Source organism: Pseudomonas cremoris (assembly GCF_014230465.1).
This window is the reverse complement of sequence record NZ_JAAXCY010000001.1, coordinates 134,838-159,740: the sequence shown is the minus strand read 5'-3', so window position 1 is coordinate 159,740 and position 24,903 is coordinate 134,838. Positions and strand designations below refer to the sequence as shown.

General features: G+C 60.7%; 19 protein-coding genes and 3 tRNA genes. 19 read left to right on the top strand and 3 right to left on the bottom strand.

Annotated elements, in window-relative coordinates; translation table 11 throughout:
• Window position 1 precedes the first annotated feature (1 nt).
• Together HF257_RS00715 and HF257_RS00710 are read right to left on the bottom strand one after the other, a co-directional pair.
• On the bottom strand, window positions 2–3,280 hold the full coding sequence (locus HF257_RS00715; RefSeq protein WP_185704092.1) for a sensor domain-containing protein: 3,279 nt from the start codon (window positions 3,278–3,280) through the stop codon (window positions 2–4).
• Window positions 3,281–3,346: 66 nt separating this feature from the next.
• The gene (locus HF257_RS00710) at window positions 3,347–4,237 is read right to left on the bottom strand and encodes a LysR family transcriptional regulator (RefSeq protein ID WP_185704094.1); all 891 of its coding nucleotides are present in this window, start codon (window positions 4,235–4,237) and stop codon (window positions 3,347–3,349) included.
• Between the two features lie 140 nt (window positions 4,238–4,377).
• On the opposite strand from HF257_RS00710, the gene leuC reads away from it, so the two are divergent.
• The 19 genes from leuC to HF257_RS00615 all read left to right on the top strand — a co-directional run bounded on the left by leuC (window position 4,378) and on the right by HF257_RS00615 (window position 23,437).
• Complete coding sequence (leuC, locus tag HF257_RS00705; protein WP_185704096.1) at window positions 4,378–5,796, top strand: 3-isopropylmalate dehydratase large subunit; 1,419 nt, start codon at window positions 4,378–4,380, stop codon at window positions 5,794–5,796.
• A 10-nt stretch (window positions 5,797–5,806) separates the two neighbouring features.
• The gene (gene leuD / locus HF257_RS00700; RefSeq protein ID WP_010209061.1) at window positions 5,807–6,451 is read left to right on the top strand and encodes a 3-isopropylmalate dehydratase small subunit; all 645 of its coding nucleotides are present in this window, start codon (window positions 5,807–5,809) and stop codon (window positions 6,449–6,451) included.
• 136 nt (window positions 6,452–6,587) lie between these two features.
• Window positions 6,588–7,352: a class I SAM-dependent methyltransferase gene (locus HF257_RS00695; RefSeq protein ID WP_185704098.1), complete on the top strand. Its 765-nt coding sequence runs from the start codon at window positions 6,588–6,590 to the stop codon at window positions 7,350–7,352.
• Window positions 7,353–7,405: 53 nt separating this feature from the next.
• On the top strand, window positions 7,406–8,488 hold the full coding sequence (leuB, locus tag HF257_RS00690; protein WP_185704100.1) for a 3-isopropylmalate dehydrogenase: 1,083 nt from the start codon (window positions 7,406–7,408) through the stop codon (window positions 8,486–8,488).
• A 64-nt stretch (window positions 8,489–8,552) separates the two neighbouring features.
• Window positions 8,553–9,665, top strand: a complete 1,113-nt coding sequence (asd, locus tag HF257_RS00685) for an aspartate-semialdehyde dehydrogenase (protein ID WP_185704102.1) — start codon at window positions 8,553–8,555, stop codon at window positions 9,663–9,665.
• Between the two features lie 250 nt (window positions 9,666–9,915).
• Entirely contained in the window at window positions 9,916–10,926 is a 1,011-nt protein-coding gene (locus tag HF257_RS00680; protein WP_185704104.1) for an aspartate-semialdehyde dehydrogenase, read from the top strand.
• 162 nt (window positions 10,927–11,088) lie between these two features.
• Entirely contained in the window at window positions 11,089–13,644 is a 2,556-nt protein-coding gene (locus HF257_RS00675; protein ID WP_185704106.1) for a FimV family protein, read from the top strand.
• A gap of 245 nt (window positions 13,645–13,889) precedes the next feature.
• A complete protein-coding gene (gene truA / locus HF257_RS00670) occupies window positions 13,890–14,714 on the top strand; it encodes a tRNA pseudouridine(38-40) synthase TruA (protein WP_101272132.1) in 825 nt (274 codons plus the stop codon).
• 64 nt (window positions 14,715–14,778) lie between these two features.
• Entirely contained in the window at window positions 14,779–15,411 is a 633-nt protein-coding gene (locus HF257_RS00665; RefSeq protein ID WP_185704108.1) for a phosphoribosylanthranilate isomerase, read from the top strand.
• Between the two features lie 243 nt (window positions 15,412–15,654).
• Entirely contained in the window at window positions 15,655–16,575 is a 921-nt protein-coding gene (gene accD, locus HF257_RS00660) for an acetyl-CoA carboxylase, carboxyltransferase subunit beta (protein ID WP_005789754.1), read from the top strand.
• Entirely contained in the window at window positions 16,572–17,879 is a 1,308-nt protein-coding gene (gene folC / locus HF257_RS00655) for a bifunctional tetrahydrofolate synthase/dihydrofolate synthase (RefSeq protein WP_185704110.1), read from the top strand. Before accD ends, folC begins: the two co-directional genes overlap by 4 nt.
• Window positions 17,863–18,522, top strand: a complete 660-nt coding sequence (locus tag HF257_RS00650; RefSeq protein WP_185704112.1) for an SPOR domain-containing protein — start codon at window positions 17,863–17,865, stop codon at window positions 18,520–18,522. Before folC ends, HF257_RS00650 begins: the two co-directional genes overlap by 17 nt.
• A gap of 260 nt (window positions 18,523–18,782) precedes the next feature.
• Window positions 18,783–19,340, top strand: a complete 558-nt coding sequence (locus HF257_RS00645) for a CvpA family protein (RefSeq protein WP_003192538.1) — start codon at window positions 18,783–18,785, stop codon at window positions 19,338–19,340.
• A gap of 41 nt (window positions 19,341–19,381) precedes the next feature.
• The gene (purF, locus tag HF257_RS00640) at window positions 19,382–20,887 is read left to right on the top strand and encodes an amidophosphoribosyltransferase (RefSeq protein WP_065904549.1); all 1,506 of its coding nucleotides are present in this window, start codon (window positions 19,382–19,384) and stop codon (window positions 20,885–20,887) included.
• A 65-nt stretch (window positions 20,888–20,952) separates the two neighbouring features.
• Window positions 20,953–22,164, top strand: coding sequence for an O-succinylhomoserine sulfhydrylase (locus HF257_RS00635; RefSeq protein WP_185704114.1), 1,212 nt, complete (start codon window positions 20,953–20,955; stop codon window positions 22,162–22,164).
• A gap of 11 nt (window positions 22,165–22,175) precedes the next feature.
• Window positions 22,176–22,940 (top strand): SDR family oxidoreductase, encoded by a 765-nt coding sequence (locus HF257_RS00630; protein ID WP_065892472.1) that lies wholly within the window; start codon window positions 22,176–22,178, stop codon window positions 22,938–22,940.
• A gap of 107 nt (window positions 22,941–23,047) precedes the next feature.
• Window positions 23,048–23,123, top strand: a tRNA-Val gene (locus HF257_RS00625).
• Between the two features lie 55 nt (window positions 23,124–23,178).
• Window positions 23,179–23,255: transfer RNA gene (locus tag HF257_RS00620), tRNA-Asp, on the top strand.
• Between the two features lie 105 nt (window positions 23,256–23,360).
• Window positions 23,361–23,437, top strand: a tRNA-Asp gene (locus HF257_RS00615).
• A gap of 154 nt (window positions 23,438–23,591) precedes the next feature.
• Here HF257_RS00615 and HF257_RS00610 read toward each other — a convergent pair.
• The gene (locus HF257_RS00610) at window positions 23,592–24,875 is read right to left on the bottom strand and encodes an NAD(P)/FAD-dependent oxidoreductase (RefSeq protein ID WP_185704116.1); all 1,284 of its coding nucleotides are present in this window, start codon (window positions 24,873–24,875) and stop codon (window positions 23,592–23,594) included.
• Window positions 24,876–24,903: the final 28 nt, after the last annotated feature.

Genomic DNA, 24,903 nt, shown 5'->3' with positions numbered 1-24,903 from the left:
GCTACCCCAGCAACGCCCGGAATCCCTCTATCGGCAATGGCCGACTGTGCAAATAACCCTGGTACAAGTGGCAGCCCTGCTTTTGCAGGAAAGCCAGTTGCTCTGGGGTTTCCACGCCTTCGGCAATCACTTCCAGATTCAGGCTGCGGGCCATGGCCACGATGGCGCGGATGATCTCCGCGTCATTGGGGTCATGGGTGGCGTCGCGCACAAAAGATTGGTCGATCTTCAACGCATCCACCGGCAGGCGCTTGAGGTAGGTGAGTGATGAATAGCCGGTGCCAAAGTCATCCATGGCAAAGCTGACGCCGAGTTTCTTCAGGCGGCGCATTTTGCCGATGGTGTCATCAAGGTTCTGGATCACGATGCCCTCGGTTATCTCCAGTTTCAGCAGGCTGTAGGGCAACGAGTGTTGCTTGAGGCTGCGCTCCACGCGCTCCACGAAGTCGTTTTGGCGGAACTGCCGGGGGCTGATGTTTACGCACAGACTGAAATTCAGTGGGTCCACCAGGCCATCCGCGATCAGTTGCTCAAAGGCGGCGCAGGCTTCATCGAGAATCCAGGTGCCGACTTCCAGGATCAGGCCGCTGTCCTCCAACACCTTGATAAATTCCGTCGGTGACTGGGCGCCCAGTTGCGGGTGTTGCCAGCGCACCAAAGCCTCGGCGCCGACTATCTTGTTGCCGCGCGCATCAACCTGGGGTTGGTAATTCACGCTGAACTCGCCGCGTGACAGGGCCAGACGCAGGTCGGTTTCCATGCGCAGGCGTTCGCTGGCGGTCTTCTGCATGCTGTTATGAAACATCTGTGTGGTGTTGCGCCCCGAATCCTTTGCGCGGTACAGCGCGATGTCCGCACGCTTGAGCAGGTCTGCCGGGGTGGAGCCGTGGTCGGGGATCAGCGCTACACCAATGCTCGGGGTGACCTGCAAACGATGGCCGTCCAGGAACATCGGCTCCGAGAGCAGCTCGCGCAGGGTGTCCGCCAGTTCCTGCACCTGGGCGCTGACTTGCGCGCGCGAGCCGTCCAGCCCGCTGAGCAGCACCACAAATTCATCGCCGCCCAGGCGTGCCACGGTGTCTTCCATGCGCACGCTGGCTTCCAGGCGTGCGGTGACGATTTTCAACACTGTGTCACCCACTGGGTGGCCTAGGGAATCGTTGATGTGCTTGAAATGGTCAAGGTCGAGAAACAGCAGCGCGCCGCGCAAGTTGTGACGTTTGAGCAGCGCGATCTGCTGACTCAGGCGGTCCATCAGCAGTGCGCGGTTGGGCAGATTGGTCAGCGGGTCGTGGTAAGCCAGGTGGCGGATCTGCGCCTGGGCGTTTTTCAGCAGGCTCACGTCTCGTGCGGTCAGCAACAGGCAGGGCGTTTCGTTCAGGGTGATTGGCTCGACCGACACCTCAACTGCCAGCACCTCGCCACGCTTGTTGTGCCAAAGCATTTCCAGATGGCGAATGCGGCCCTTGATCTGCAGTTCGGCCAATAACGCGGCGCGCTGGTTTTCATCGGCCCAGATGCCGATCTGGTAAAGAGTGAGGCCGATGGCTTCTTCGGCGCGATAACCGGTGAGGCGACAGAAACCGTCATTGACCTCGACATAACGGCCAGTGTCGCGCTCGGTGATGGAAATCGCGTCGGGGCTGGAATGGAACGCCTTGGCGAATTTCTCCTCACTGGCCTTGAGCGCTGCCTCTGAGCGCTGTTGTTGGGTGATATCGCGCAACGTGGTAACGATGCACGGTCGGTCGCCAACCTTGATCTGGCGGCTGGATATCACGCAGGTCAGGCTGTGGCCGTTCTTGTGATGGGCCACAATCGCCACATTGCTCAGGGCCTGTTCGCGTATCACCCGTTCGATGCGTTGCAGGCGTTTGCTTGACTCATCCCACAGGCCGATCTGCTCGGCACTCTTGTCGATGACTTCGGCGGCCGCCCAGCCAAAGGTCTGGGTGAAGGCGGGGTTGATTTCGATAAACACGCCGCTCTCCAGATCGGTGACGCAGATCGGGTCGGGACTGGCCTGGAACAGGCTGGCGAATTTTTCTTCGGAGGCGGTGAGGCGTTGTTCGCGCTCCACCTGGTCGGTGATGTCCAGCAGCGTGCCTGCCATGCGCAAGGGGGCGCCTTGCTCGTCGCGATACAGGCGGGCGCGGCTTTCGAGGTAGCGTGAGCTGCCATCTTCCATTTGCACGCGGTAGGTCAGTTGATAGTTGCCGGCGGGGCCTTCGCGCAGGGTGCGATAGGCGTTGCGCATATTGTCGCGTTCTTCATTGGGCATGCCCTCGAAGAATGCATCGAAGGATTCGTGGAATGGCTCGGGTGGCAAACCATGCAACTGGGCGGCGCGAGCCGAGCCGTAGAGCATGCCGGTGGGGATATGCCAGTCCCAGGTGCCCAGTTGTGCGGAATCCAGGGCCAGGTCGAGGCGCTCCTGGCTGTCCTTGAGCGCTTGCTCGGCATTCTTGCGGTCGGTGGTGTCGAGAAACGTGCTGATCAGGTAAGCCTCGCCCTCCAGTTCCACCTTTTGCGCACTGAGGGTGCCGTCGTGGATCTGGCCATTGCTGGCGCAAAACTGCACCTCCATGGTGATCGGCTCGCCCTTGCGTTGGGTGGCCTTGACCAACTGCGCGCGTTGCTCGGGGTGACGCCACAGGCCCAGGTCCAGGGTGGTGCGACCGATGGCGTCGGCGACCGGCCAGCCGAAGTGGATCTCGAAATATTGGTTGGCTTCGCTGATCAAGCCATCAGCCTGACGGGTCAGCAGCACCATGTTCGGGCACAGGTGGAACAGCGTGGCGAAGCGTTTCTCGGAGTGGCCGAGGGCGTTTTCCCGCTCGCGCTGGTGCGTTATTTCACGGATCACGCCGATCATTCGGCGCCTGCCGGACTTGTCCGGCGCCAGGCTGCCATTGATCTCCAGCCAATGATGGGTGCCATCGGGCCATTGGATGCGGTGGCGCATCGCGTGTTCGAACGGTTCGCCCGCCAGTACCGCATGAAAGGCCCGGACCACGCGGGTGCGGTCGGCCGGGGCCAGCAAGTCGAGATAGTCCAGATCCTTTGGCAAAGGCTGGCGAGGGTCAAAGCCGAACAACGCCTGGGTGCCCCGTGACCAGCTGATTTTCCCGGTGTCGATTTCCCAGCACCACGCGCCCAGCCGGGCGGCGTTGAGGGCCGCCAGCAACTGCGGAGCGCTGTCCCAACTTTGCTCCGCCTCTTGAGGGTCAAGGGCGTAAATGCGAGGCAAAGGTGGTACGGAATCGACGGGGTTGCGCATTATCAAAGGGCCTTGGCTCGATGGGCGTAAGGCGCGGTTTTATTCAAACCTTGAGGCCGCACAGCTTCATGCCGGTATCCCTGGCAGATCGACCTGTGCATCCAATAGGCTCATGAAAGCCCGCGCAGCGTTCGACAGCGTCCTTTCGGTGTGCACGATATAGCCTAGCTGGCGACTGAGCTGTATGCCCGGCAAAGCGATACTTGCCACCTGATCATCGAGCATGGTGCGCGGCAAAACGCTCCAGGCCAGGCCGATAGACACCATCATTTTGATAGTTTCCAAGTAGTTAGTACTCATCGCGATGTTTGGAGTAAGGCCCTGGGCTTCGAACAATCGGCTGACAATATGGTGCGTGAAGGTGTTTCCTCCGGGGAAAACGGCCGGGTGCCCGGCAATATCGGCCAGGCTGACCCTGCCATTGAGGGTCAGGCTGTGTTCCGGCGCGACGACAAAGTCCAGCGGGTCATCCCACACCGGTGTCGCACGCACGAGATGATGAGGGTCGGGGGCCAGGGTAATCACCGCTACTTCTGCGCGGCCGTGGAGGATTTCTTCGTAAGCCACTTCCGAATCCAGGAACTGAATATCCAGCGCGACGTTGGGGTACTCCCGGGTAAAGGTGCGCAAAATCGGCGGCAAGCGATGCAGGCCGATGTGGTGGCTGGTGGCCAAGGTCAGGCGCCCGCTGACTTCGCCGGTGAGGTTGGTGAGCGCGCGGCGGGTGTCGTCCAGCACGTTGAGGATCTGGTAGGCGCGTGGCAGCAGGGCCCGTCCGGCCTCGGTCAGGCCGACTTCGCGGCCCAGGCGATCAAACAGGCGTACCTTTAATTGTTGCTCCAAACCAGCGATGCGTTTGCTGATGGCCGGTTGGGTCAGGTGCAAACGTTCGCCGGCACCGGAGAAACTGCCGGTCTCGGCGATGGCGATAAAGGCGTTGAGGTTGGCCAGGTCCATTGTGGTATTCCAGTTGGTAATCCAAAGCATAAAAAATATGAATTTGAGTTATTTAATGTAGCGCCATACCATCAGCCTCACAAGCCAAAGGGTTATTGAAATGCCCGGGGCATAGAAAGACCGCTGATGAGGACCGACTGATGGCCGGCAAAACGCTTTACGACAAGCTTTGGGATTCCCATGAAGTGAAACGGCGCGACGATGGCTCGTCGCTGATCTATATCGACCGTCACATCATCCATGAAGTGACCTCGCCCCAAGCGTTCGAAGGCCTGCGGCTGGCCGGGCGCAAGCCTTGGCGCGTCGACTCCATCATCGCCACGCCGGACCACAACGTGCCGACCACCCCTGAGCGCAAGGGCGGCATTGACGCCATCGTCGACACGGTCTCGCGTTTACAGGTGCAAACCCTCGACGACTATTGCGACGAATACGGCATCACCGAATTCAAGATGAACGACGTGCGCCAGGGTATCGTCCACGTGATCGGCCCGGAGCAAGGCGCGACCTTGCCGGGCATGACCGTGGTCTGCGGTGACTCCCACACCTCCACCCACGGTGCTTTTGGCGCCTTGGCCCATGGCATCGGCACGTCCGAGGTGGAACATGTGTTCGCCACCCAGTGCCTGGTCGCCAAGAAAATGAAGAACATGCTGGTGTCCGTTGAAGGCACGTTGCCGTTTGGCGTGACCGCCAAGGACATCGTCCTCGCCGTGATCGGCAAGATTGGTACCGCTGGCGGTAACGGCCACGCCATCGAATTTGCTGGCAGCGCGATCCGCGACCTGTCCATCGAAGGCCGCATGACCATCTGCAACATGTCCATCGAGGCCGGTGCCCGCGTGGGCATGGTGGCGGCGGATGAAAAGACGGTTGAATACGTCAAGGGCCGTCCATTTGCACCGACGGGCGCAGACTGGGACGCAGCGGTCGAAGCCTGGAAAGACTTGGTCTCCGACGCCGACGCGGTGTTCGACACCGTGGTTGAACTGGACGCTGCCCAGATCAAGCCGCAAGTCAGCTGGGGCACTTCGCCAGAAATGGTGTTGGCAGTTGACCAGAATGTACCGGACCCGGCCAAGGAAGCCGACCTGGTCAAGCGCGGCTCCATTGAGCGTGCCTTGAAGTACATGGGCTTGCAGGCCAACCAGGCGATTACCGATATCCAGCTGGACCGCGTGTTCATCGGTTCCTGCACCAACTCGCGGATCGAAGACCTGCGTGCGGCGGCAGTGATCGCCAAGGGCCGCAAGGTAGCCTCGACCATCAAGCAAGCCATCGTGGTGCCGGGTTCGGGCCTGGTTAAAGCGCAGGCCGAAGCCGAAGGCCTGGACAAGATCTTCCTCGAAGCCGGTTTTGAATGGCGTGAGCCGGGTTGCTCCATGTGCCTGGCGATGAACCCGGACCGTTTGGAGTCGGGCGAGCATTGCGCGTCCACCTCCAACCGTAACTTCGAAGGGCGTCAGGGCGCCGGCGGGCGTACCCACCTGGTCAGCCCGGCCATGGCTGCTGCGGCTGCCGTCAACGGTCGTTTCATCGACGTTCGCGAATTGATCTGAGGAATACCCGATGCGTGCTTTTACACAACACACAGGTTTAGTCGCGCCGTTGGACCGTGCCAACGTGGACACCGACCAGATCATCCCCAAGCAGTTCTTGAAGTCGATCAAGCGTACCGGTTTCGGCCCGAACCTGTTCGACGAGTGGCGCTACCTGGACGTGGGCTACGCCTACCAGGACAACTCCAAGCGCCCGCTGAACAAGGACTTCGTGCTCAACGCCGAGCGTTACCAAGGCGCCAGCGTGTTGCTGGCGCGGGAAAACTTCGGTTGCGGCTCTAGCCGTGAGCACGCGCCGTGGGCCCTGGAAGAATATGGCTTTCGCAGCATCATCGCGCCGAGCTATGCCGACATCTTCTTCAACAACAGCTTCAAGAACGGTTTGTTGCCGATCATCTTGACCGATGAAGAAGTGGATGAGTTGTTCAAGCAAGTGGAAGCCGAAGAAGGCTACCAGTTGACCGTCGACCTGGCCGCGCAAACCGTGACCCGTCCGGATGGCAAGGTGTATCACTTTGAAGTGGATGCTTTCCGTAAGCACTGCCTGATCAATGGCCTGGACGACATTGGCCTGACCTTGCAGGACGGCGATGCGATTGCGGCGTTTGAGGCTAAGCACCGGGCTAGCCAGCCTTGGTTATTTCGCGATGCCTGATTTGATGTGAGCAGGACTGGCCCCTTCGCGAGCAAGCCCGCTCCCACATTTGAAAGTATTCGCAATTCAAAATGTGGGAGCGGGCTTGCTCGCGAAGGCGGCAGCACAAACAACACAAGTCCCAAGGAAAATCACCATGACTAACACCGCCCACACCCAAGTTGTGCAAAAACAATTCGGCGAGCAAGCCTCGGCCTACCTGAGCAGTGCCGTGCACGCCCAAGGCACCGAATTCGCGCTGCTCCAGGCCGAGCTGGCCGGGCAGGGCGGTGCGCGACTGCTGGATTTGGGTTGCGGCGCCGGTCATGTGAGCTTTCATGTCGCGCCACTGGTTAAAGAAGTGGTGGCCTACGACCTGTCCCAACAAATGCTCGACGTAGTCGCCGCCGCTGCAAAAGATCGTGGCCTGGACAACATCCGTACCGAGCACGGCGCTGCCGAACGCCTGCCGTTCGCCGATGGCGAGTTCGACTTCGTGTTCAGCCGCTACTCGGCCCACCACTGGAGCGACCTCGGCGTGGCCTTGCGCGAAGTGCGCCGCGTGCTCAAACCGGGTGGTGTGGCGGCCTTCGTCGACGTCTTGTCACCGGGCAGCCCGCTGTTGGACACTTACCTGCAAACCGTCGAAGTGCTGCGCGATACCAGCCACGTGCGCGATTACTCCGCCGCCGAATGGATGCAGCAGCTCAGCGAGTCCGGGTTGCATGTGCGCACCAGCAGCCGCCAACGCCTGCGCCTGGAATACACCTCGTGGGTCGAGCGCATGCGCACGCCAGAGGTTCTGCGCGCCGCAATCCTTGAGCTGCAAAAGGCGATGGGCCAGGAAGTACGCGACTATTACGAAATTCAAGCCGACGGCACCTTCAGCACCGACGTGCTGGTGGTCTTCGCCGAACGCTGATTAATTTTTCCCGACCTGCCTGCGGGCAGGTCGCTTGATGAAATGAGGAACGCATGAGCAAGCAGATTCTGATTCTCCCTGGCGACGGTATTGGTCCGGAAATCATGGCCGAAGCGGTCAAGGTCTTGGAATTGGCCAACACCAAGTACAGCCTGGGCTTCGAACTGAGCCACGACGTGATCGGTGGCGTGGCCATCGACAAGCACGGCGTGCCGCTGGCTGATGAAACCCTGGACCGTGCCCGTGCTGCCGACGCTGTGCTGCTTGGCGCCGTGGGTGGCCCGAAATGGGACAAGATCGAACGTGATATCCGTCCTGAGCGCGGCTTGCTGAAAATCCGCGCGCAACTGGGCCTGTTCGGCAACCTGCGCCCGGCGATCCTCTACCCGCAACTGGCTGACGCGTCGAGCCTCAAGCCGGAAGTGGTCGCGGGCCTGGACATCCTGATCGTGCGTGAGCTGACCGGCGGTATCTACTTCGGCTCGCCACGTGGCGTGCGTGAGTTGGAGAATGGTGAGCGCCAGGCGTACGACACCCTGCCGTACAGCGAGAGCGAAATTCGCCGTATCGCCCGTGTTGGTTTCGACATGGCGCGCGTGCGTGGCAAGAAGGTCTGCTCGGTCGACAAGGCCAACGTACTGGCCTCCAGCCAGCTGTGGCGTGAAATCGTCGAGGAAGTGGCCAAGGACTACCCGGACGTCGAGTTGAGCCACATGTACGTCGACAACGCCGCCATGCAACTGGTGCGTGCGCCGAAGCAGTTCGACGTGATCGTCACCGACAACCTGTTCGGCGACATTCTGTCTGACCAGGCCTCGATGCTCACCGGTTCTATCGGCATGCTGCCGTCGGCGTCCCTGGACACCAACAACAAGGGCATGTACGAGCCTTGCCATGGTTCGGCGCCGGACATCGCGGGCCAGGGCATTGCCAACCCGCTGGCGACCATTTTGTCGGTCTCGATGATGCTGCGTTACAGCTTCAATCTCGGCGACGCTGCAGACGCCATCGAGAAGGCCGTCAGCCTGGTGCTGGACCAGGGCCTGCGCACCGGCGACATCTGGTCGCAGGGTTGCACCAAGGTCGGTACGCAAGAAATGGGCGACGCAGTAGTCGCCGCGCTGCAGAATCTGTAATCTCTCGGGCCCGCTTGCAGTTGTTGCTGCAAGGCGGCCCACTTTTTAACAAGGTGTAGTTGCGATGAAACGTGTAGGTCTGATCGGTTGGCGCGGTATGGTCGGTTCCGTGCTCATGCAGCGGATGCTGGAAGAGCAGGATTTCGATCTTATTGAGCCGGTGTTTTTCACCACTTCGAACGTTGGTGGCCAAGGGCCGTCCGTGGGCAAGGATATCGCCCCGCTCAAGGACGCCTACAACATTGAAGAGCTGAAAACCCTCGACGTGATTTTGACCTGCCAGGGCGGCGACTACACCAGTGAAGTCTTCCCCAAGCTGCGTGAAGCGGGCTGGCAGGGTTACTGGATCGACGCGGCATCGAGCCTGCGCATGCAGGACGACGCCGTGATCATCCTGGACCCGGTGAACCGCAAGGTCATCGACCAGCAATTGGATGCCGGTACCAAGAACTACGTCGGCGGCAACTGCACCGTCAGCCTGATGCTGATGGGCCTGGGCGGCTTGTTCGAAGCCGGCCTGGTGGAGTGGATGAGCGCCATGACCTATCAGGCGGCCTCCGGTGCCGGCGCGCAGAACATGCGTGAGCTGATCAAGCAGATGGGCGCTACCCACGCAGCCGTTGCCGATCAACTGGCCGACCCTGCCAGCGCGATTCTCGACATTGACCGTCGTGTGGCCGAAGCCATGCGCAGCGATGCCTACCCGACCGAGAACTTCGGCGTGCCGTTGGCCGGTAGCCTGATCCCATGGATCGACAAAGAACTGCCGAACGGCCAGAGCCGCGAAGAGTGGAAGGCCCAGGCTGAGACCAACAAGATCCTCGGTCGCTTCAAGAGCCCGATCCCGGTGGACGGCATCTGCGTACGTATCGGCGCCATGCGCTGCCACAGCCAGGCGCTGACCATCAAGCTGAACAAAGACGTGCCGATCGCCGACATCGAAGGGCTGATCAGCCAGCACAACCCATGGGTCAAGCTGGTGCCGAACAACCGCGATATCAGCATGCAGGAGCTGAGCCCGACCAAGGTTACCGGTACCCTGAATGTACCGGTTGGCCGTCTGCGCAAGCTGAATATGGGCAGCCAGTTCCTAGGTGCATTCACTGTTGGCGACCAACTGCTGTGGGGCGCGGCCGAGCCGCTGCGTCGCATGCTGCGGATTCTGCTGGAGCGTTGATCGCTTGAGGCAGTAAGAGAAACCCGCGCCCTGGTGACAGGCGCGGGTTTTTTGTTGTTTTTTCGGGCCTCTTCGCGAGCAAGCCTGCTCCCACATTCGACCGTGTTCCCTCAGTTGAAATGCAATCAAATGTGGGAGCGGGCTTGCTCGCGAAGAGGCCATCAGCCCCACCGCAAAAGCAGGGCCAATTGCCTCCCCCCCAAGCACCCGGTAAAGTGCCGCTCCCCCCGCAATGCCCGAGGCAGCCCCCATGACCCAGACCTTTGAAATCGCCGTGATCGGCGCCACCGGCACCGTTGGTGAAACCCTGGTGCAGATTCTCGAAGAGCTGGACTTCCCGGTGGGCACCCTGCATTTGTTGGCGGGCAGCAACTCTGCCGGCGCATCGGTACCGTTTCGCGGCAAGAACGTGCGGGTCAAGGAAGTTGACGAGTTTGATTTCAAAAAGGTGCAGCTAGCGTTTTTTGCTGCGGGGCCGGCAGTGACCCTCAGTTTTGCCCCGCGCGCTACGACAGCCGGTTGCGCGGTGATCGACTTGTCGGGCGCGTTGCCGGCAGATCAAGCGCCTCAGGTTGTCCCGGAGGCTAATGCTCACGTCCTGAGGCGCCTGAAAAAGCCTTTCCAGCTCAGCAGCCCAAGCCCATCCGCCACCAACCTTGCGGTAGTGCTGGCGCCGTTGCGTGGTTTGCTGGACATCCAGCGTGTGAGCGTCACCGCCAACCTTGCAATGTCGGCCTTGGGCCGTGAAGCGGTCAGCGAGTTGGCTCGGCAAACGGCTGAGCTGTTGAACGTGCGCCCGATGGAGCCTCAGTTCTTTGATCGTCAGGTTGCCTTCAACCTGTTGGCGCAAGTCGGCACGCCAGATTCACAAGGTCATACGGCCCTGGAGAAACGTCTCGTACATGAGCTGCGTGCCGTACTGGAAACTCCTTTGCTAAAGATTTCCGCAACCTGCGTTCAAGCCCCGGTGTTTTTTGGCGATAGCCTGACTGTGTCGCTGCAATTGGGCGCACCGGTCGACCTCGCCGCGGTGAATCGCGTTCTCGATGCGGCGCCAGGTATAGAGCTGGTCGAAGAGGGCGATTACCCGACTGCGGTTGGTGATGCGGTGGGTCAGGACGTTGTGTATGTAGGACGGGTTCGTGCAGGCGTGGACGACCTGGCGGAACTAAATCTGTGGCTGACGTCAGATAACGTACGCAAAGGGGCTGCCCTTAACGCCGTACAGCTGGCGCAGTTGTTGATAAAAGACCTTGTGTAAAAGATACTTGGCGGCAATTTGTAGATTGATTCTAACCAGGCGCTATGCTTGGCCCCAAGCAGGAATAGAAGCGCGTCGGTGACCTATCGGCTCGCCATGCCTTATGGCAGCGGTTACCAACCTTCTCGCAGGCCGGGGAGTGTTCAAACAAAGGATGAGGCTATGGTTCAAGTTCGCAAACTGGTGTTAGCAATAGCGGCCGCCTCGGCGCTGTCCTCCGGTATGGCGCAGGCGCTGCAGCTGGGGGAAATGACCCTCAAGTCGAAGTTGAACCAGCCTTTGTCGGTGGAAATCGAATTGCTCGATGTGGGTGGCCTCACGGCTTCCGAGATCACACCGAGCCTGGCGTCGTCCCAGGCGTTTGTGGACGCCGGCGTTGATCGTCAGGCGTTTCTGAATGACCTGACGTTTACCCCGGTGATCAACCCGAGTGGTCGCAGTGTGGTGCGCGTCACTTCCAGCAAGCCGCTGCCGGACTCCTACGTACGCTTCTTGTTGCAGGTGCAGTGGCCCAACGGCCGCTTGATGCGCGACTACAGCGTGCTGCTCGATCCGGCCAAATTCGAACAGGCGGCACCGACCGCCGCTGCGCCCGCGCCTCGCTTGAGCGCGCCGGCAAACACCGCGCCTGCCGCCAGCAAGGCTGCCCAGCACACCACCACGTCTCACGATACCTTATGGGAGATTGCCGAGAAGAACCGCAATGGCGCGTCGGTCCAGCAGACCATGCTGGCCATCCAGGCGCTGAACCCAGACGCGTTTATCGATGGCAACATCAACCGCCTGAAGACCGGCCAGGTACTGCGCCTTCCGGATCGCGTGCAAGCGACCAGCTTGCCGCAGTCCCAGGCGATTGCCGAAGTGACCGCGCAAAACGCTGCTTGGCGTCAAGGTCGTCGCTCGGCCACTAACCAGGCGGCGGGCAAGCAGCAATTGGACGCAACCAAGCGCACCCAGCCTGGCAATGCGCCGTCGAGCACCAGCGCTAAGGACAACTTGAGCCTCGTCTCTGCTGAAGCGGCGAAGAAGGGTGCCAAAGGCAAGGCAGGGGACAGCTCCTCCTTGAACGACAAGCTGGCGATGACCCAAGAGCAACTCGACACCACCCGTCGCGACAATGAAGAATTGAAAAGTCGCGCGGCAGATTTGCAAAGTCAGTTGGACAAGCTGCAAAAGCTGATTCAACTGAAAAACGATCAACTCGCCCGTTTGCAGGCTGAAAAAGGCGACACCAGCGGGGCGCCTGCGGCCGCAATGCCGGCTCAGTTGGCCGGTGATCCTGCGTCGACGCCTGCTGCCACAGCCACCGCGGCACCTGCCGCGCCTGCTGTCGAACCGGTCAAGCCTGAAGCGGCACCCTCTGCTACCCCGGAAGGTAAATTCAACGACCTGCTGACCAACCCGATCATCCTCGGTGTGGTTGGCGGTGCCGCCGGCCTGCTGGTGCTGTTGCTCCTGCTGTTGTGGGCGCGTCATCGCAATGCCCGCCGCGAAGAGGAAAAACACCTGCGCATGGCGCGGGCCCTGGCTGAAGAGCCGGAGTTTGCCTCGAATATCGATCACGACCTGCCGCCGGACAGCTTTGAGGGGCTCGAAGTGCCACCGCCGACCGTGAAGCTGGCGGCTGCTCCGGCGCCTGCGCCAGTGGTTGAGCCGGCCGTCGTGGTGCCAACCGTTGCTTCCGTGCTGGCGCCGCTGGCAGTTGCTGTCGCGCCGCAAAACTCTAGCGATGCGCTGGCACAAGCCCAGTCCCATATCGACCGTGGCCATCTGAACCAGGCGGCTGACGTGCTGGAGCAGGCGATCAAGCATGAGCCCAAGCGTAGCGATCTGCGTTTGAAGCTGATGGAGGTCTACGGCCTGCAGGGCGACAAGGACGGTTTTGTCACCCAGGAGCGTCAACTGGTGGCCAATGGTAACAACCACGCCCAGGTCGAGCAGCTCAAGTCGCGCTTCCCGGCCATGGCCGTGTTGGCGGCAGGTGTCAGCGCTGCGGTTGCTGCTGCTGCGTTGGACGCTCAATACGTCAAGGACCTGTTGGAAGACAAACCGGCTGCCCCGGCGCCAGAGCCAGAGGCATTCGACACTGATTTCGACCTCAGCCTGGACGACTTGGAAGCCGCATCGCCTGCTGAAGTCAAAGACGATCAGCAGACGTTTGAATCGCTTTTGCAGGAGCAGACCGAAGCCAAGGTCAGCCCGGACGACTTGTCGGACTTCGACCTGGACCTGGATCTGCAATTGGATGCGCCAGCCTCGACGCGTTCGGACGATGACTTTCTCTCGGGTCTGGAAGACCAGATGAAAGATGTGTCCGCTGTCGAGCCGCCGACCCTGACTCCTGCGGCGCTGGATGATTTCGACCTGCCGGAAGATTTCGACCTGTCCCTGGCGGACGAGCCGGAAGTGGCCGCCCAGCCGGACGCCTTCGCGTCGGAACTGGATGATGTCAATGCTGAGCTGGATCGACTGTCCCAGAGCCTTGAGCATCCGTCCATCGAGCCATCCTTTACCGCTGAGGATGCGGCGTTGGGCGGGGATGAGCCGGAATTTGATTTCCTGTCGGGCACCGATGAGGTTGCCACCAAGCTCGACCTGGCCCAGGCCTATATCGATATGGGTGATGCGGACGGCGCACGGGACATCTTGTCCGAAGTGTTGACCGAGGGTGATGAGTCCCAGCGTGGCGAGGCCAAGGAAATGCTCGGCCGCATCTAACGGACGACGCAAATCTAATGTGAGAGTGGGTTTGTGTGGGAGCGGGCTTGCTCGCGAATGCGGTGGATCAGGCACGCATAGAGTGATTGACACACTGCATTCGCGAGCAAGCCCGCTCCCACATTTGGATCGCGTCAATCCACAACAAAAGCGCCCGTCCCGCTTCCGCCCCTTTATAATGCCCGCCTTTGCGCAACTCATCAGGCTCTCAGTTCTTGGCAAATATAGATAACGCGGCTGCCGAAATGGCCGCCGCAGGCTTTTACCGCATCGCCCTGGGCGTGGAATACAAAGGCTCGCGCTATCGCGGCTGGCAGCGCCAGGCATCCGGCGTGCTGACGGTGCAGGAAACCCTGGAGAAGGCGCTGTCGAAGGTCGCTGATTCTCCGGTGTCGCTGATGTGCGCCGGGCGTACCGATGCCGGTGTGCACGCGTGCGGCCAGGTGGTGCACTTCGATACCCAGGCCGAACGCACGATGAAGGCGTGGGTGATGGGCGCTAATATCAATTTGCCGCATGATGTCAGCGTCAGCTGGGCCAAGGTCATGCCTGCGCATTTTCATGCGCGCTTCAAGGCCATCGCCCGGCGTTATCGCTATGTGATCTACAACGACCAGATTCGCCCGGCGCACCTGAACGAAGAAATCACCTGGAACCACCGCCCGCTGGACGCCGAGCGCATGGCCGAGGCTGCGCAGCACCTGGTGGGTGTGCATGATTTCAGTGCCTTCCGCGCCGGCCAGTGCCAGGCCAAGTCGCCGATCAAGGAAGTCCACCACCTGCGGGTAACCCGCCACGGCAAGATGATTGTGCTGGATATCCGCGCCGGTGCGTTCCTGCACCATATGGTGCGCAACATTGCCGGGGTATTGATGACTATCGGCACCGGCGAGCGCCCGGTGGAGTGGGCCAAGGAAGTATTGGAAAGCCGCATTCGTCGTACCGGTGGTGTGACGGCGCATCCATTCGGCCTCTATCTGGTGGATGTGGAGTACCGCGACGAGTTCGAGCTGCCGGAACGTTTCATCGGGCCACACTTCCTCACAGGTTTCAGCGAACTTGGCGGCTGACGCCCGGAAAAGCTTTTGTTACCATCCGGGACTTTCTCGGTCCAAACCCTGAGGTTTTCACGATATGCCAGCCGTTCGCAGCAAGATTTGCGGGATTACCCGCATAGAAGACGCGCTGGCGGCAGTCGCGGCGGGGGCGGATGCGATTGGCTTTGTGTTTTATGCCAAGAGTCCGCGGGCGGTGAACGTGTTGCAGGCACGGGCGATCATCGCTGCACTGCCGCCGTTTGTGACCACCGTGGGGTTGTTCGTCAACGCCAGCCGCTGCGAACTCAACGAAACCCTGGATGCCGTACCGCTGGACATGCTGCAGTTTCACGGTGACGAAAGTCCTGATGAGTGTGAGAGCTACCAACGCCCGTACATCAAGGCGCTGCGCGTAAAGGCCGGGGATGACATCGCCGCTGCCTGTGCTGCCTACACCGGCGCTCGCGGAATTCTGCTGGATACCTATGTCGAGGGCGTGCCCGGTGGTACCGGTGAGGCGTTCGACTGGTCGCTGATTCCCGAGGGCTTGAGCAAGCCGATCATCCTGGCCGGGGGGCTCAACCCCGCGAATGTCGGGGCGGCGATCGAGCAGGTTCGTCCGTATGCCGTGGATGTCAGCGGGGGGGTAGAGCAGGGCAAGGGCATCAAGGATCACAACAAGATTCGCGCATTCATGCAGGCTGTGCGCGACAGCAGTGTCGGGATGTGACGGCTGGCAGTCTGCCGCCGTCCATAACTACCACTGTGTAAAACAGCCCGGCGCCGCCTGTGGGTGGCCCGGAAACGAAGTGGCAACCCTGCTCGGCAGGTTGTCTGGAAGGCTGAGGGCGCATGCGGGAAAAGGCAGGTCGAACGTCTGACCCCGTCCTGTATGCGTTATCGCCACATATGAATTTAGCTCAAGGGCATACGCGGGGCTGTGTTCAAGCCACCGGTACTGGAGAAAGAAAGCATGAGCAACTGGTTAGTAGACAAACTGATCCCTTCGATCATGCGTTCCGAGGTGAAAAAAAGCTCGGTTCCTGAAGGTCTGTGGCATAAATGCCCATCCTGCGACGCGGTGCTGTATCGCCCGGAGCTGGAGAAGACCCTGGACGTTTGCCCCAAGTGCAACCACCACATGCGTATCGGCGCCCGCGCCCGTATCGACATCTTCCTCGACGCTGACGGCCGTAACGAGCTGGGTGCAGACCTGGAGCCGGTTGACCGTCTCAAGTTCCGCGACAGCAAGAAGTACAAGGACCGTCTGGTCGGCGCGCAAAAGCAGACCGGCGAGAAAGACGCACTGATCTCCGTCAGCGGCAAGCTGCTGGGCATGCCGGTGGTGGTCTCGGCGTTCGAGTTCTCCTTCATGGGCGGCTCCATGGGGGCCATCGTCGGTGAGCGTTTTGTTCGCGCCGCCAACTACGCCCTGGAAAATCGTTGCCCGATGATCTGCTTCGCCGCCTCCGGTGGTGCGCGTATGCAGGAAGCCCTGATCTCCCTGATGCAAATGGCCAAGACCTCTGCGGTGCTGGCGCGTCTGCGTGAAGAAGGCATCCCGTTCATCTCCGTGCTGACCGACCCGGTCTACGGCGGCGTTTCCGCGAGCCTGGCGATGTTGGGTGACGTGATCGTCGGCGAGCCAAAGGCCCTGATCGGCTTTGCTGGCCCGCGCGTGATCGAGCAGACCGTGCGCGAAAAGCTGCCGGAAGGCTTCCAGCGTAGCGAGTTCCTTCTGGAGCACGGTGCCATCGACCTGATCATCCCGCGCGGTGAGCTGCGTCCACGCCTGGGCAACCTGCTGGCGCAAATGATGGGTTTGCCGACGCCTGTGTACGTCGCGCCTAAAGTTGAACCGATCGTCGTGCCGCCGGTGCCTGCAAACCTATGACCCAACGTACCCTCGGCGAATGGCTCGCCTACCTTGAGCAGTTGCATCCGTCCGCCATCGACATGGGCCTGGAGCGCTCGCAACAGGTAGCGGCCCGCCTTGGGTTGGGCCGCCCGGCACCGCGCGTAATCACGGTGACCGGCACCAACGGCAAAGGCTCTACCTGTGCCTTTGTCGCCGCGCTGCTGCAAGCCCAAGGGCTGAAAGCCGGCGTGTACAATTCCCCGCACTTGCTGCGTTACAACGAGCGGGTGCAGCTCAATGGCGTCGAAGCCACTGACGAGCAACTCTGCGAAGCCTTCGCCGCACTCGATGCCGGGCGTGGCGAGATTTCCCTGACTTATTTCGAGATGGGCACCCTGGCGGCGTTCTGGTTGTTCGAGCGTGCGCAACTGGATGTGGTCGTTCTGGAAGTCGGCCTGGGCGGGCGTCTGGATACGGTCAACGTGGTGGATGCCGACGTCGCGCTGGTGACCAGCATCGGCGTGGACCATGCCGATTACCTGGGCAATACCCGCGAGTCTGTGGCCTATGAAAAGGCCGGGATCTTCCGTCAGGGCAAGCCGGCGCTGTGTGGTGATATTGACCCGCCGCATACCTTGCTCGACAAGGTGCGCGAACTGGATTGCCCGTTTTTCCTGCGGGGCCGCGAATTCAATCTTGAAATCGGTGATCGGCACTGGCAATGGCGCGGTCAGGATGCAAGTGGTCAGGCGGTAGAGTTACGCGATCTGCCGCTGCTCAACCTGCCCATGGAAAACGCCGCGCTCGCGCTGCAGGCCTACTTGCTGTTGGACCTGCCGTGGAATGCCGAGCAGATTGCCGCGACCTTGCAGGCGACCCGTGTGGTCGGGCGCCTGGATCGTCGCGCATTCGAATGGCAGGGCAAGCGCCTGAACTTGTTGCTGGATGTTGGGCATAACCCTCATGCGGCTGAATACCTGGCGCAACGCTTGTCGCGCACGCCGCCGGTCGGTCGTCGCCTTGCAGTGTTCGGTTTGCTGGCCGATAAGGACTTGGAGGGTGTGGTTGCGCCTTTGCTTGTTAATGTCGAGGCTTGGGCCGTGGCACCGCTGGATTCGCCGCGCAGTCGCCCGGCCGCCGAGCTGGAGGTCGCTTTGCAGAACCTTGGTGCGCCTGTGGCGTCGTATGCAAGCGTTGCCGCTGCCCTTGAGGCGCAGTGCGCGGTTGCCACGCCTGACGACGAAATTCTGTTGTTCGGATCATTTTATTGTGTTGCCGAGGCGTTAGAGTGGTTGGCCCGGCGCTCCACGGAGGAAGCTGCACATGGCATTACTGGATAGCGCTTACAAGCAGCGGATGGTCGGAGCCCTGGTTCTGGTGGCGTTGGCAGTGATCTTCTTGCCGATGTTGTTTTCCCGTCAGGACGAAGAGCGCCAGGTTGTCGTCGAGGCACCTGCCGCGCCACAGACGCCTGCGGTGCCACAAGTTCAGGTTGAACCCGTGGTAGTGCCCGAGCCGCAGGCCTTGCCGGAAGATGAGCCGGTTCCGAGCGCTGATGAAGTGGCCGCGCAGCAGGCGCCGTCTATGCCAGTGCAGCCAAGCGTGCCGGTGGTCAAGCCAGCTCCCGCGCCGGCCGTGGCGGCCAAGCCCGCTGCGCCGGCGCCGACGCCCAAGCCTGTGGCGCCGCAACCTGCTGCGCCGGGTAAGCCGGACGTGGGTCAAAGCCGTATCGACCCCAATGGCCTGCCGATCAGTTGGTCGATCCAGGTCGCCAGCCTAGGCAATCGTGATGGTGCCGAGGCGCTGCAGAAAAAGTTGCGCAGCCAGGGCTACAACGCTTATATCCGCAGTGCAGACGGCAAGAACCGGGTATTTATCGGGCCGTTGATCGAGCGTGCCGAGGCGGATCGCCTGCGGGATTTGCTGGATCGCCAGCAAAATCTGAAGGGGTTCGTGACTCGCTTCCAGCCTGAGCGCGGCTGAACAATTGCCGGCTTTGGCTGGCAATGCGATCTAAATGTGGGAGCGGGCTTGCTCGCGAAAGCGGTGGATCAGTCGACATCTGTATTGACTGGCCTACCGCTTTCGCGAGCAAGCCCGCTCCCACATTGGTTTTTGGGGTGGCATTGAAAGTCGATTCGCTCACCCCAAACTACTGATTTGCAAGGCATCGACAATCACAGCTTACCGATAGCCCGGCGCTCTGCTAAAATGCGCCGCCTTATCTGTCCGTAGGCTCAAACGTGCCATTTACCTGGGTTGATTGGGCGATTGTTGCAATCGTCGCCATCTCCGCTTTGATCAGTCTAAGCCGCGGCTTCGTAAAAGAAGCACTGTCGTTGCTGACCTGGATCATTGCAGGAGTCGTAGCCTGGATGTTCGGTGGTTCACTGTCGGTCTACCTGGCTGGATACATCGAGACACCTTCGGCTCGCGTCATCGCGGGCTGCGCCATCATGTTCATCGCCACGCTGCTGGTGGGGGCAATGGTCAATTATCTTATTGGCGAGTTGATACGTGTCACCGGCCTCTCCGGGACCGATCGATTTCTCGGCATGGCCTTCGGTGCTGCGCGAGGCGCGTTACTGGTGGTTGTGGCAGTCGGGCTGTTGAGCCTGGGACCAGTACAGCAGGATTCGTGGTGGCAGGAGTCTGTGCTCGTGCCAAAATTTCTATTAGTTGCAGATTGGTCCAAGAACCTCATTTTGGGGTGGAGCAGTCAGTGGCTGGCCAGCGGAATCAGCGTACCCGCTGATCTTCCGTTCAAGGAACACCTCTTGCCGGCCAAAACGCCTCAGTAAGCTGTGTTCAGTCAAGATTCATTAAGTAGGGGTTGCGTCGCATGTGTGGCATCGTCGGTATCGTCGGTAAGTCGAACGTCAATCAGGCGCTGTATGACGCGCTAACCGTCCTCCAGCACCGCGGCCAGGACGCTGCCGGTATTGTGACCAGCCACGACGGCCGGTTATTCCTGCGCAAGGACAATGGCCTGGTACGTGACGTGTTCCACCAGCGTCACATGCAGCGCCTGGTCGGGCACATGGGCATTGGCCATGTGCGTTACCCGACAGCGGGTAGCTCGACTTCGGCCGAAGCTCAACCGTTTTACGTCAACTCGCCTTACGGCATCACTCTGGCGCACAACGGTAACCTGACCAACGTTGAACAACTGGCCAAGGAGATTTACGAATCTGACCTGCGCCACGTCAACACCAGCTCCGACTCGGAAGTGCTGCTCAACGTGTTCGCCCACGAACTGGCCCAGCGCGGCAAGTTGCAGCCTACCGAAGAGGACGTGTTTGCCGCCGTGACTGACGTGCACAACCGTTGCGTGGGTGGTTATGCGGTAGTGGCCATGGTCACCGGTTATGGAATCGTCGGCTTCCGTGACCCGCACGGCATCCGTCCGATCGTATTCGGCCAGCGTCACACCGACGAAGGCGTCGAGTACATGATCGCTTCCGAAAGCGTGTCCCTGGACGTGCTGGGCTTTACCCTGATCCGCGACCTCGCGCCGGGCGAAGCGGTGTACATCACCGAAGATGGCAAACTGCACACCCGTCAGTGCGCCGTGGCACCGAAACTCACCCCGTGCATCTTCGAACACGTGTACCTGGCGCGTCCGGACTCGATCATCGACGGCGTTTCCGTGTACAAGGCGCGTCTGCGCATGGGCGAGAAGCTGGCCGAAAAGATCCTGCGCGAGCGTCCTGAGCACGACATTGACGTGGTCATCCCTATTCCGGACACCAGCCGCACCGCTGCGCTGGAACTGGCCAACCACCTGGGCGTCAAGTTCCGCGAAGGCTTCGTGAAAAACCGCTACATCGGCCGTACCTTCATCATGCCGGGCCAGGCGGCGCGCAAGAAGTCGGTGCGCCAGAAGCTCAACGCCATCGAGCTGGAGTTCCGCGGCAAGAACGTGATGCTGGTGGACGACTCCATCGTGCGCGGCACCACGTGCAAGCAGATCATCCAGATGGCCCGCGAAGCCGGTGCGAAGAACGTATACTTCTGTTCCGCGGCGCCTGCCGTACGTTATCCGAACGTGTATGGCATCGACATGCCAAGCGCTCACGAACTGATCGCCCACAACCGCACCACACAGGATGTGGCTGACCTGATCGGCGCCGACTGGCTGATCTACCAGGACCTGCCGGACCTGATCGAGGCTGTTGGCGGTGGCAAGATCAAGATCGACCAGTTCGACTGCGCCGTGTTCGACGGCAAATACGTGACCGGTGACGTCGATGAGGCCTACCTGAACAAGATCGAGCAGGCGCGTAACGACTCGTCGAAGATCAAGACCCAGGCGGTCAGCGCGATCATAGACCTGTACAACAACTGAGTAGACACCGGCCCTGAGGGGCCGGTTTTGTATCTTAAATAAAGAATCGAGTAAGGAGTGGCAGCATGAGTCAGGAATGGGATGCCGGTCGGTTGGACAGCGACCTCGATGGCGTAGCTTTCGATACCCTGGCTGTGCGCGCCGGCCAGCACCGTACGCCGGAAGGTGAGCACGGTGATCCGATGTTCTTCACCTCCAGCTATGTATTCCGCACCGCTGCGGATGCCGCCGCACGCTTTGCCGGCGAGGTGCCGGGCAATGTGTATTCGCGCTACACCAACCCGACTGTGCGTGCGTTCGAAGAGCGCATCGCGGCGCTGGAAGGTGCCGAGCAGGCCGTTGCCACGGCGACAGGCATGGCAGCGATCCTGGCAGTGGTGATGAGCCTTTGCAGCGCTGGCGACCATGTGTTGGTGTCGCGCAGTGTGTTCGGTTCGACCATCAGCCTGTTCGAGAAGTACTTCAAGCGCTTTGGTATCGAAGTGGACTACGTGCCCCTGGCGGATCTTTCCGGTTGGGATGCGGCGATCAAGGCCAATACCAAGCTGTTGTTCGTTGAATCGCCGTCCAACCCGTTGGCCGAATTGGTGGACATTGCCGCGTTGTCCGAAGTGGCTCACGCCAAGGGCGCGATGCTGGTGGTGGACAACTGCTTCTGCACCCCGGCACTGCAGCAGCCGCTGAAGTTAGGTGCGGACATCGTCGTGCATTCGGCTACCAAGTTCATCGACGGCCAAGGTCGTTGCATGGGCGGCGTGGTTGCTGGGCGCAGTGACCAGATGAAAGAAATCGTCGGCTTCCTGCGCACTGCTGGCCCGACCTTGAGCCCGTTCAATGCGTGGATCTTCCTCAAGGGCCTGGAAACCCTCAGCCTGCGCATGAAGGCCCATTGTGCCAACGCTCAGGCGCTGGCCGAGTGGCTGGAACGGCAGGAGGGTATCGAGAAAGTGCACTACGCCGGTCTCAAGAGCCATCCGCAACACGAACTGGCCCAGCGCCAGCAGCGTGGTTTCGGTGCCGTGGTGAGTTTTGAAGTGAAGGGCGGCAAAGAGGGGGCCTGGCGCTTTATCGATGCCACGCGACTGATCTCCATCACCGCCAACCTGGGTGACAGCAAGACCACCATTACGCACCCGAGCACCACTTCCCACGGGCGTCTGGCGCCGCAGGAGCGTGAAGCTGCCGGCATCCGTGACAGCCTGATCCGCATCGCGGTAGGCCTGGAAGATGTGGCCGACTTGCAGGCTGACCTGGCTCGCGGGCTGGCCGCCTTGTGATTGAGTGGTCCATGGAAGCAGCGGCGGCCAGCAATGGGCGCGTCGCGCTGGTGACCGGCGCAGCCCGAGGCATAGGCCTCGGGATTGCCGCCTGGTTGATCAGTGAGGGCTGGCAGGTGGTGTTGACCGACCTGGACCGTGAGCGCGGCTCCAAGGTGTCCAAGGTGCTCGGCGAGAATGCCTGGTTTATCACCATGGACGTGGCGGACGAAAAACAGGTCGCCCAGGGTGTCGCCGAGGTATTGGGTCAATTTGGGCGCCTGGATGCACTGGTGTGTAATGCAGCGGTCGCTGATCCGCGCAATATCACGCTGGAAAGCCTGGATCTGGCTTACTGGAATCGTGTGTTGGCGGTCAATCTCAGTGGGCCGATGTTGTTGGCCAAGCACTGTGCTCCTTATTTGCGCGCCCACGGCGGCGCCATCGTCAACCTGGCGTCGACCCGGGCCCGACAATCCGAGCCGGATACAGAGGCCTATGCGGCGAGCAAGGGCGGCCTGTTGGCCCTCACTCATGCATTGGCGATGAGCCTTGGGCCGGAAGTGCGGGTCAATGCGGTCAGTCCCGGCTGGATTGATGCGCGTGATCCTGCGGCGCGTCGTGCTGAGCCTTTGACCGATGCCGATCATGCCCAGCATCCGGCTGGTAGGGTCGGTACCGTGGAGGATGTCGCAGCGATGGTTGCGTGGTTGTTGTCGCGCCAAGCTGGTTTTGTCACCGGACAAGAGTTTGTGGTGGACGGCGGCATGAGCAAGAAGATGATTTACAGCGAGTAGGGCGGATAGTCGTCTTGAAGCAATTTTGTCTTTTTCAGAAAAACTTCAAGCAGGCTATTGACTTAGGTCCGCTACCTGCGTAAATTTCGCGGCCTCAACGAAGCAAAGGGTGATTAGCTCAGCTGGGAGAGCATCTGCCTTACAAGCAGAGGGTCGGCGGTTCGATCCCGTCATCACCCACCACTTCTTGAGAGTTTTACCTTCGGGTAAGACGCAACGTTAAAAGTTGCACCGACGCGCAGCGGTAGTTCAGTCGGTTAGAATACCGGCCTGTCACGCCGGGGGTCGCGGGTTCGAGTCCCGTCCGCTGCGCCATATTTTCCAGGCCTGACTCGTCAGGTTTGAGATTGAACAGCCAAGGTTGATCGATCAGATGTTTAAAGACGGTTGAGGGTTTACGTTCAACTGCTCAAGCGATACGCAGCGGTAGTTCAGTCGGTTAGAATACCGGCCTGTCACGCCGGGGGTCGCGGGTTCGAGTCCCGTCCGCTGCGCCATATCTGCCTCAAGGCCCACTGAACGCCTTGAAGCACAAAGAAAGCCACTGGCTACTTTGATCCGATAGCAAAGACCCTGGTCGAAAGACCGGGGTTTTTTGTGTCTGCGATTTGGTGCTGTAGTGAGCGGGGCAAGCCCGCTCACTACAAGTGTTCAAAAGCCCAGCTTATCCCGTAGACCGTAATACCAAGCCCCCAGTGCCGCGAACGGTGTGCGCAGCAGCTGCCCGCCTGGGAATGGGTAGTGCGGCAATCCGGCAAACGCATCAAAACGCTCTGCCTGGCCTCTCAATGCTTCCGCCAGCACCTTGCCTGCCAGGTGCGTGTACGTCACGCCATGTCCGCTGCAGCCTTGGGAGTAATAGATGTTGTCACCCAGGCGTCCCACTTGCGGCAAGCGCGATAGGGTCAGCAGGAAATTGCCGGTCCATGCGTAGTCGATCTTCACGTCCTTGAGCTGCGGGAAGGCCTTGAGCATTTTCGGGCGGATGATCGCCTCGATATTCGCCGGGTCCCGCGCGCCGTATACCACGCCGCCGCCGAAGATCAGGCGCTTGTCGCTGGTGAGGCGGTAGTAGTCCAGCAGGTAGTTGCAGTCTTCGACGCAGTAATCCTGCGGTAGCAGCGTCTTCGCCAGCTCATCGCCCAGGGGAGCGGTGGTGATCACTTGTGTGCCACACGGCATCGACTTGGCCGCCAACTCCGGCACCAGGTTGCCGAGGTAGGCGTTGCCTGCAACGATGATGAACTTGGCCCTGACCTTGCCCTCGGCGGTATGCACCACCGGGTTTGCGCCGCGTTCGATACGCACCGCGGCGGACTGTTCATAGATTGTGCCGCCCAGGGATTCCACGGCCGCCGCTTCACCCAGTGCCAGGTTGAGCGGGTGGATATGCCCGCCGCTCATGTCCAGCAGGCCGCCGACATAGTTATCACACGCCACCACTTCGCGGATGCGGCGTTCGTCCAGCAGTTCCAGCTGCTTATGGCCGTAGCGCTCCCACAGGCGCTTCTGTGACTCCAGGTGGCCCATGTGCTTGCTATTGAGCGCGGCGAATACGCCACCGTCCTTGAGGTCGCACTGGATTTGATACTTGGCGACTCGCTCGCGGATGATCTTGCCGCCTTCAAATGCCATGTCCCCCAGCAACTGCGCCTGCTTGGGACCGACGCTACGCTCGATCACGTCGATGTCACGGCTGTAGCTGTTGACGATCTGCCCGCCGTTGCGGCCGGACGCGCCAAAGCCCACCTTGGCGGCTTCCAGTACGGTCACGCGAAAACCGTTCTCCAGCAGGAACAATGCGCTGGAGAGGCCGGTGTAGCCGGCACCAATCACACACACATCAGTTTCGACCTCGCCTTGGAGTGCCGGACGAGGCGGCACCGAATTCGCGGAAGCGGCGTAATACGACTGGGGGTAGGGGGTGTTCGCCATCCTGGAACCTCTGTTTTATATTTTTTAC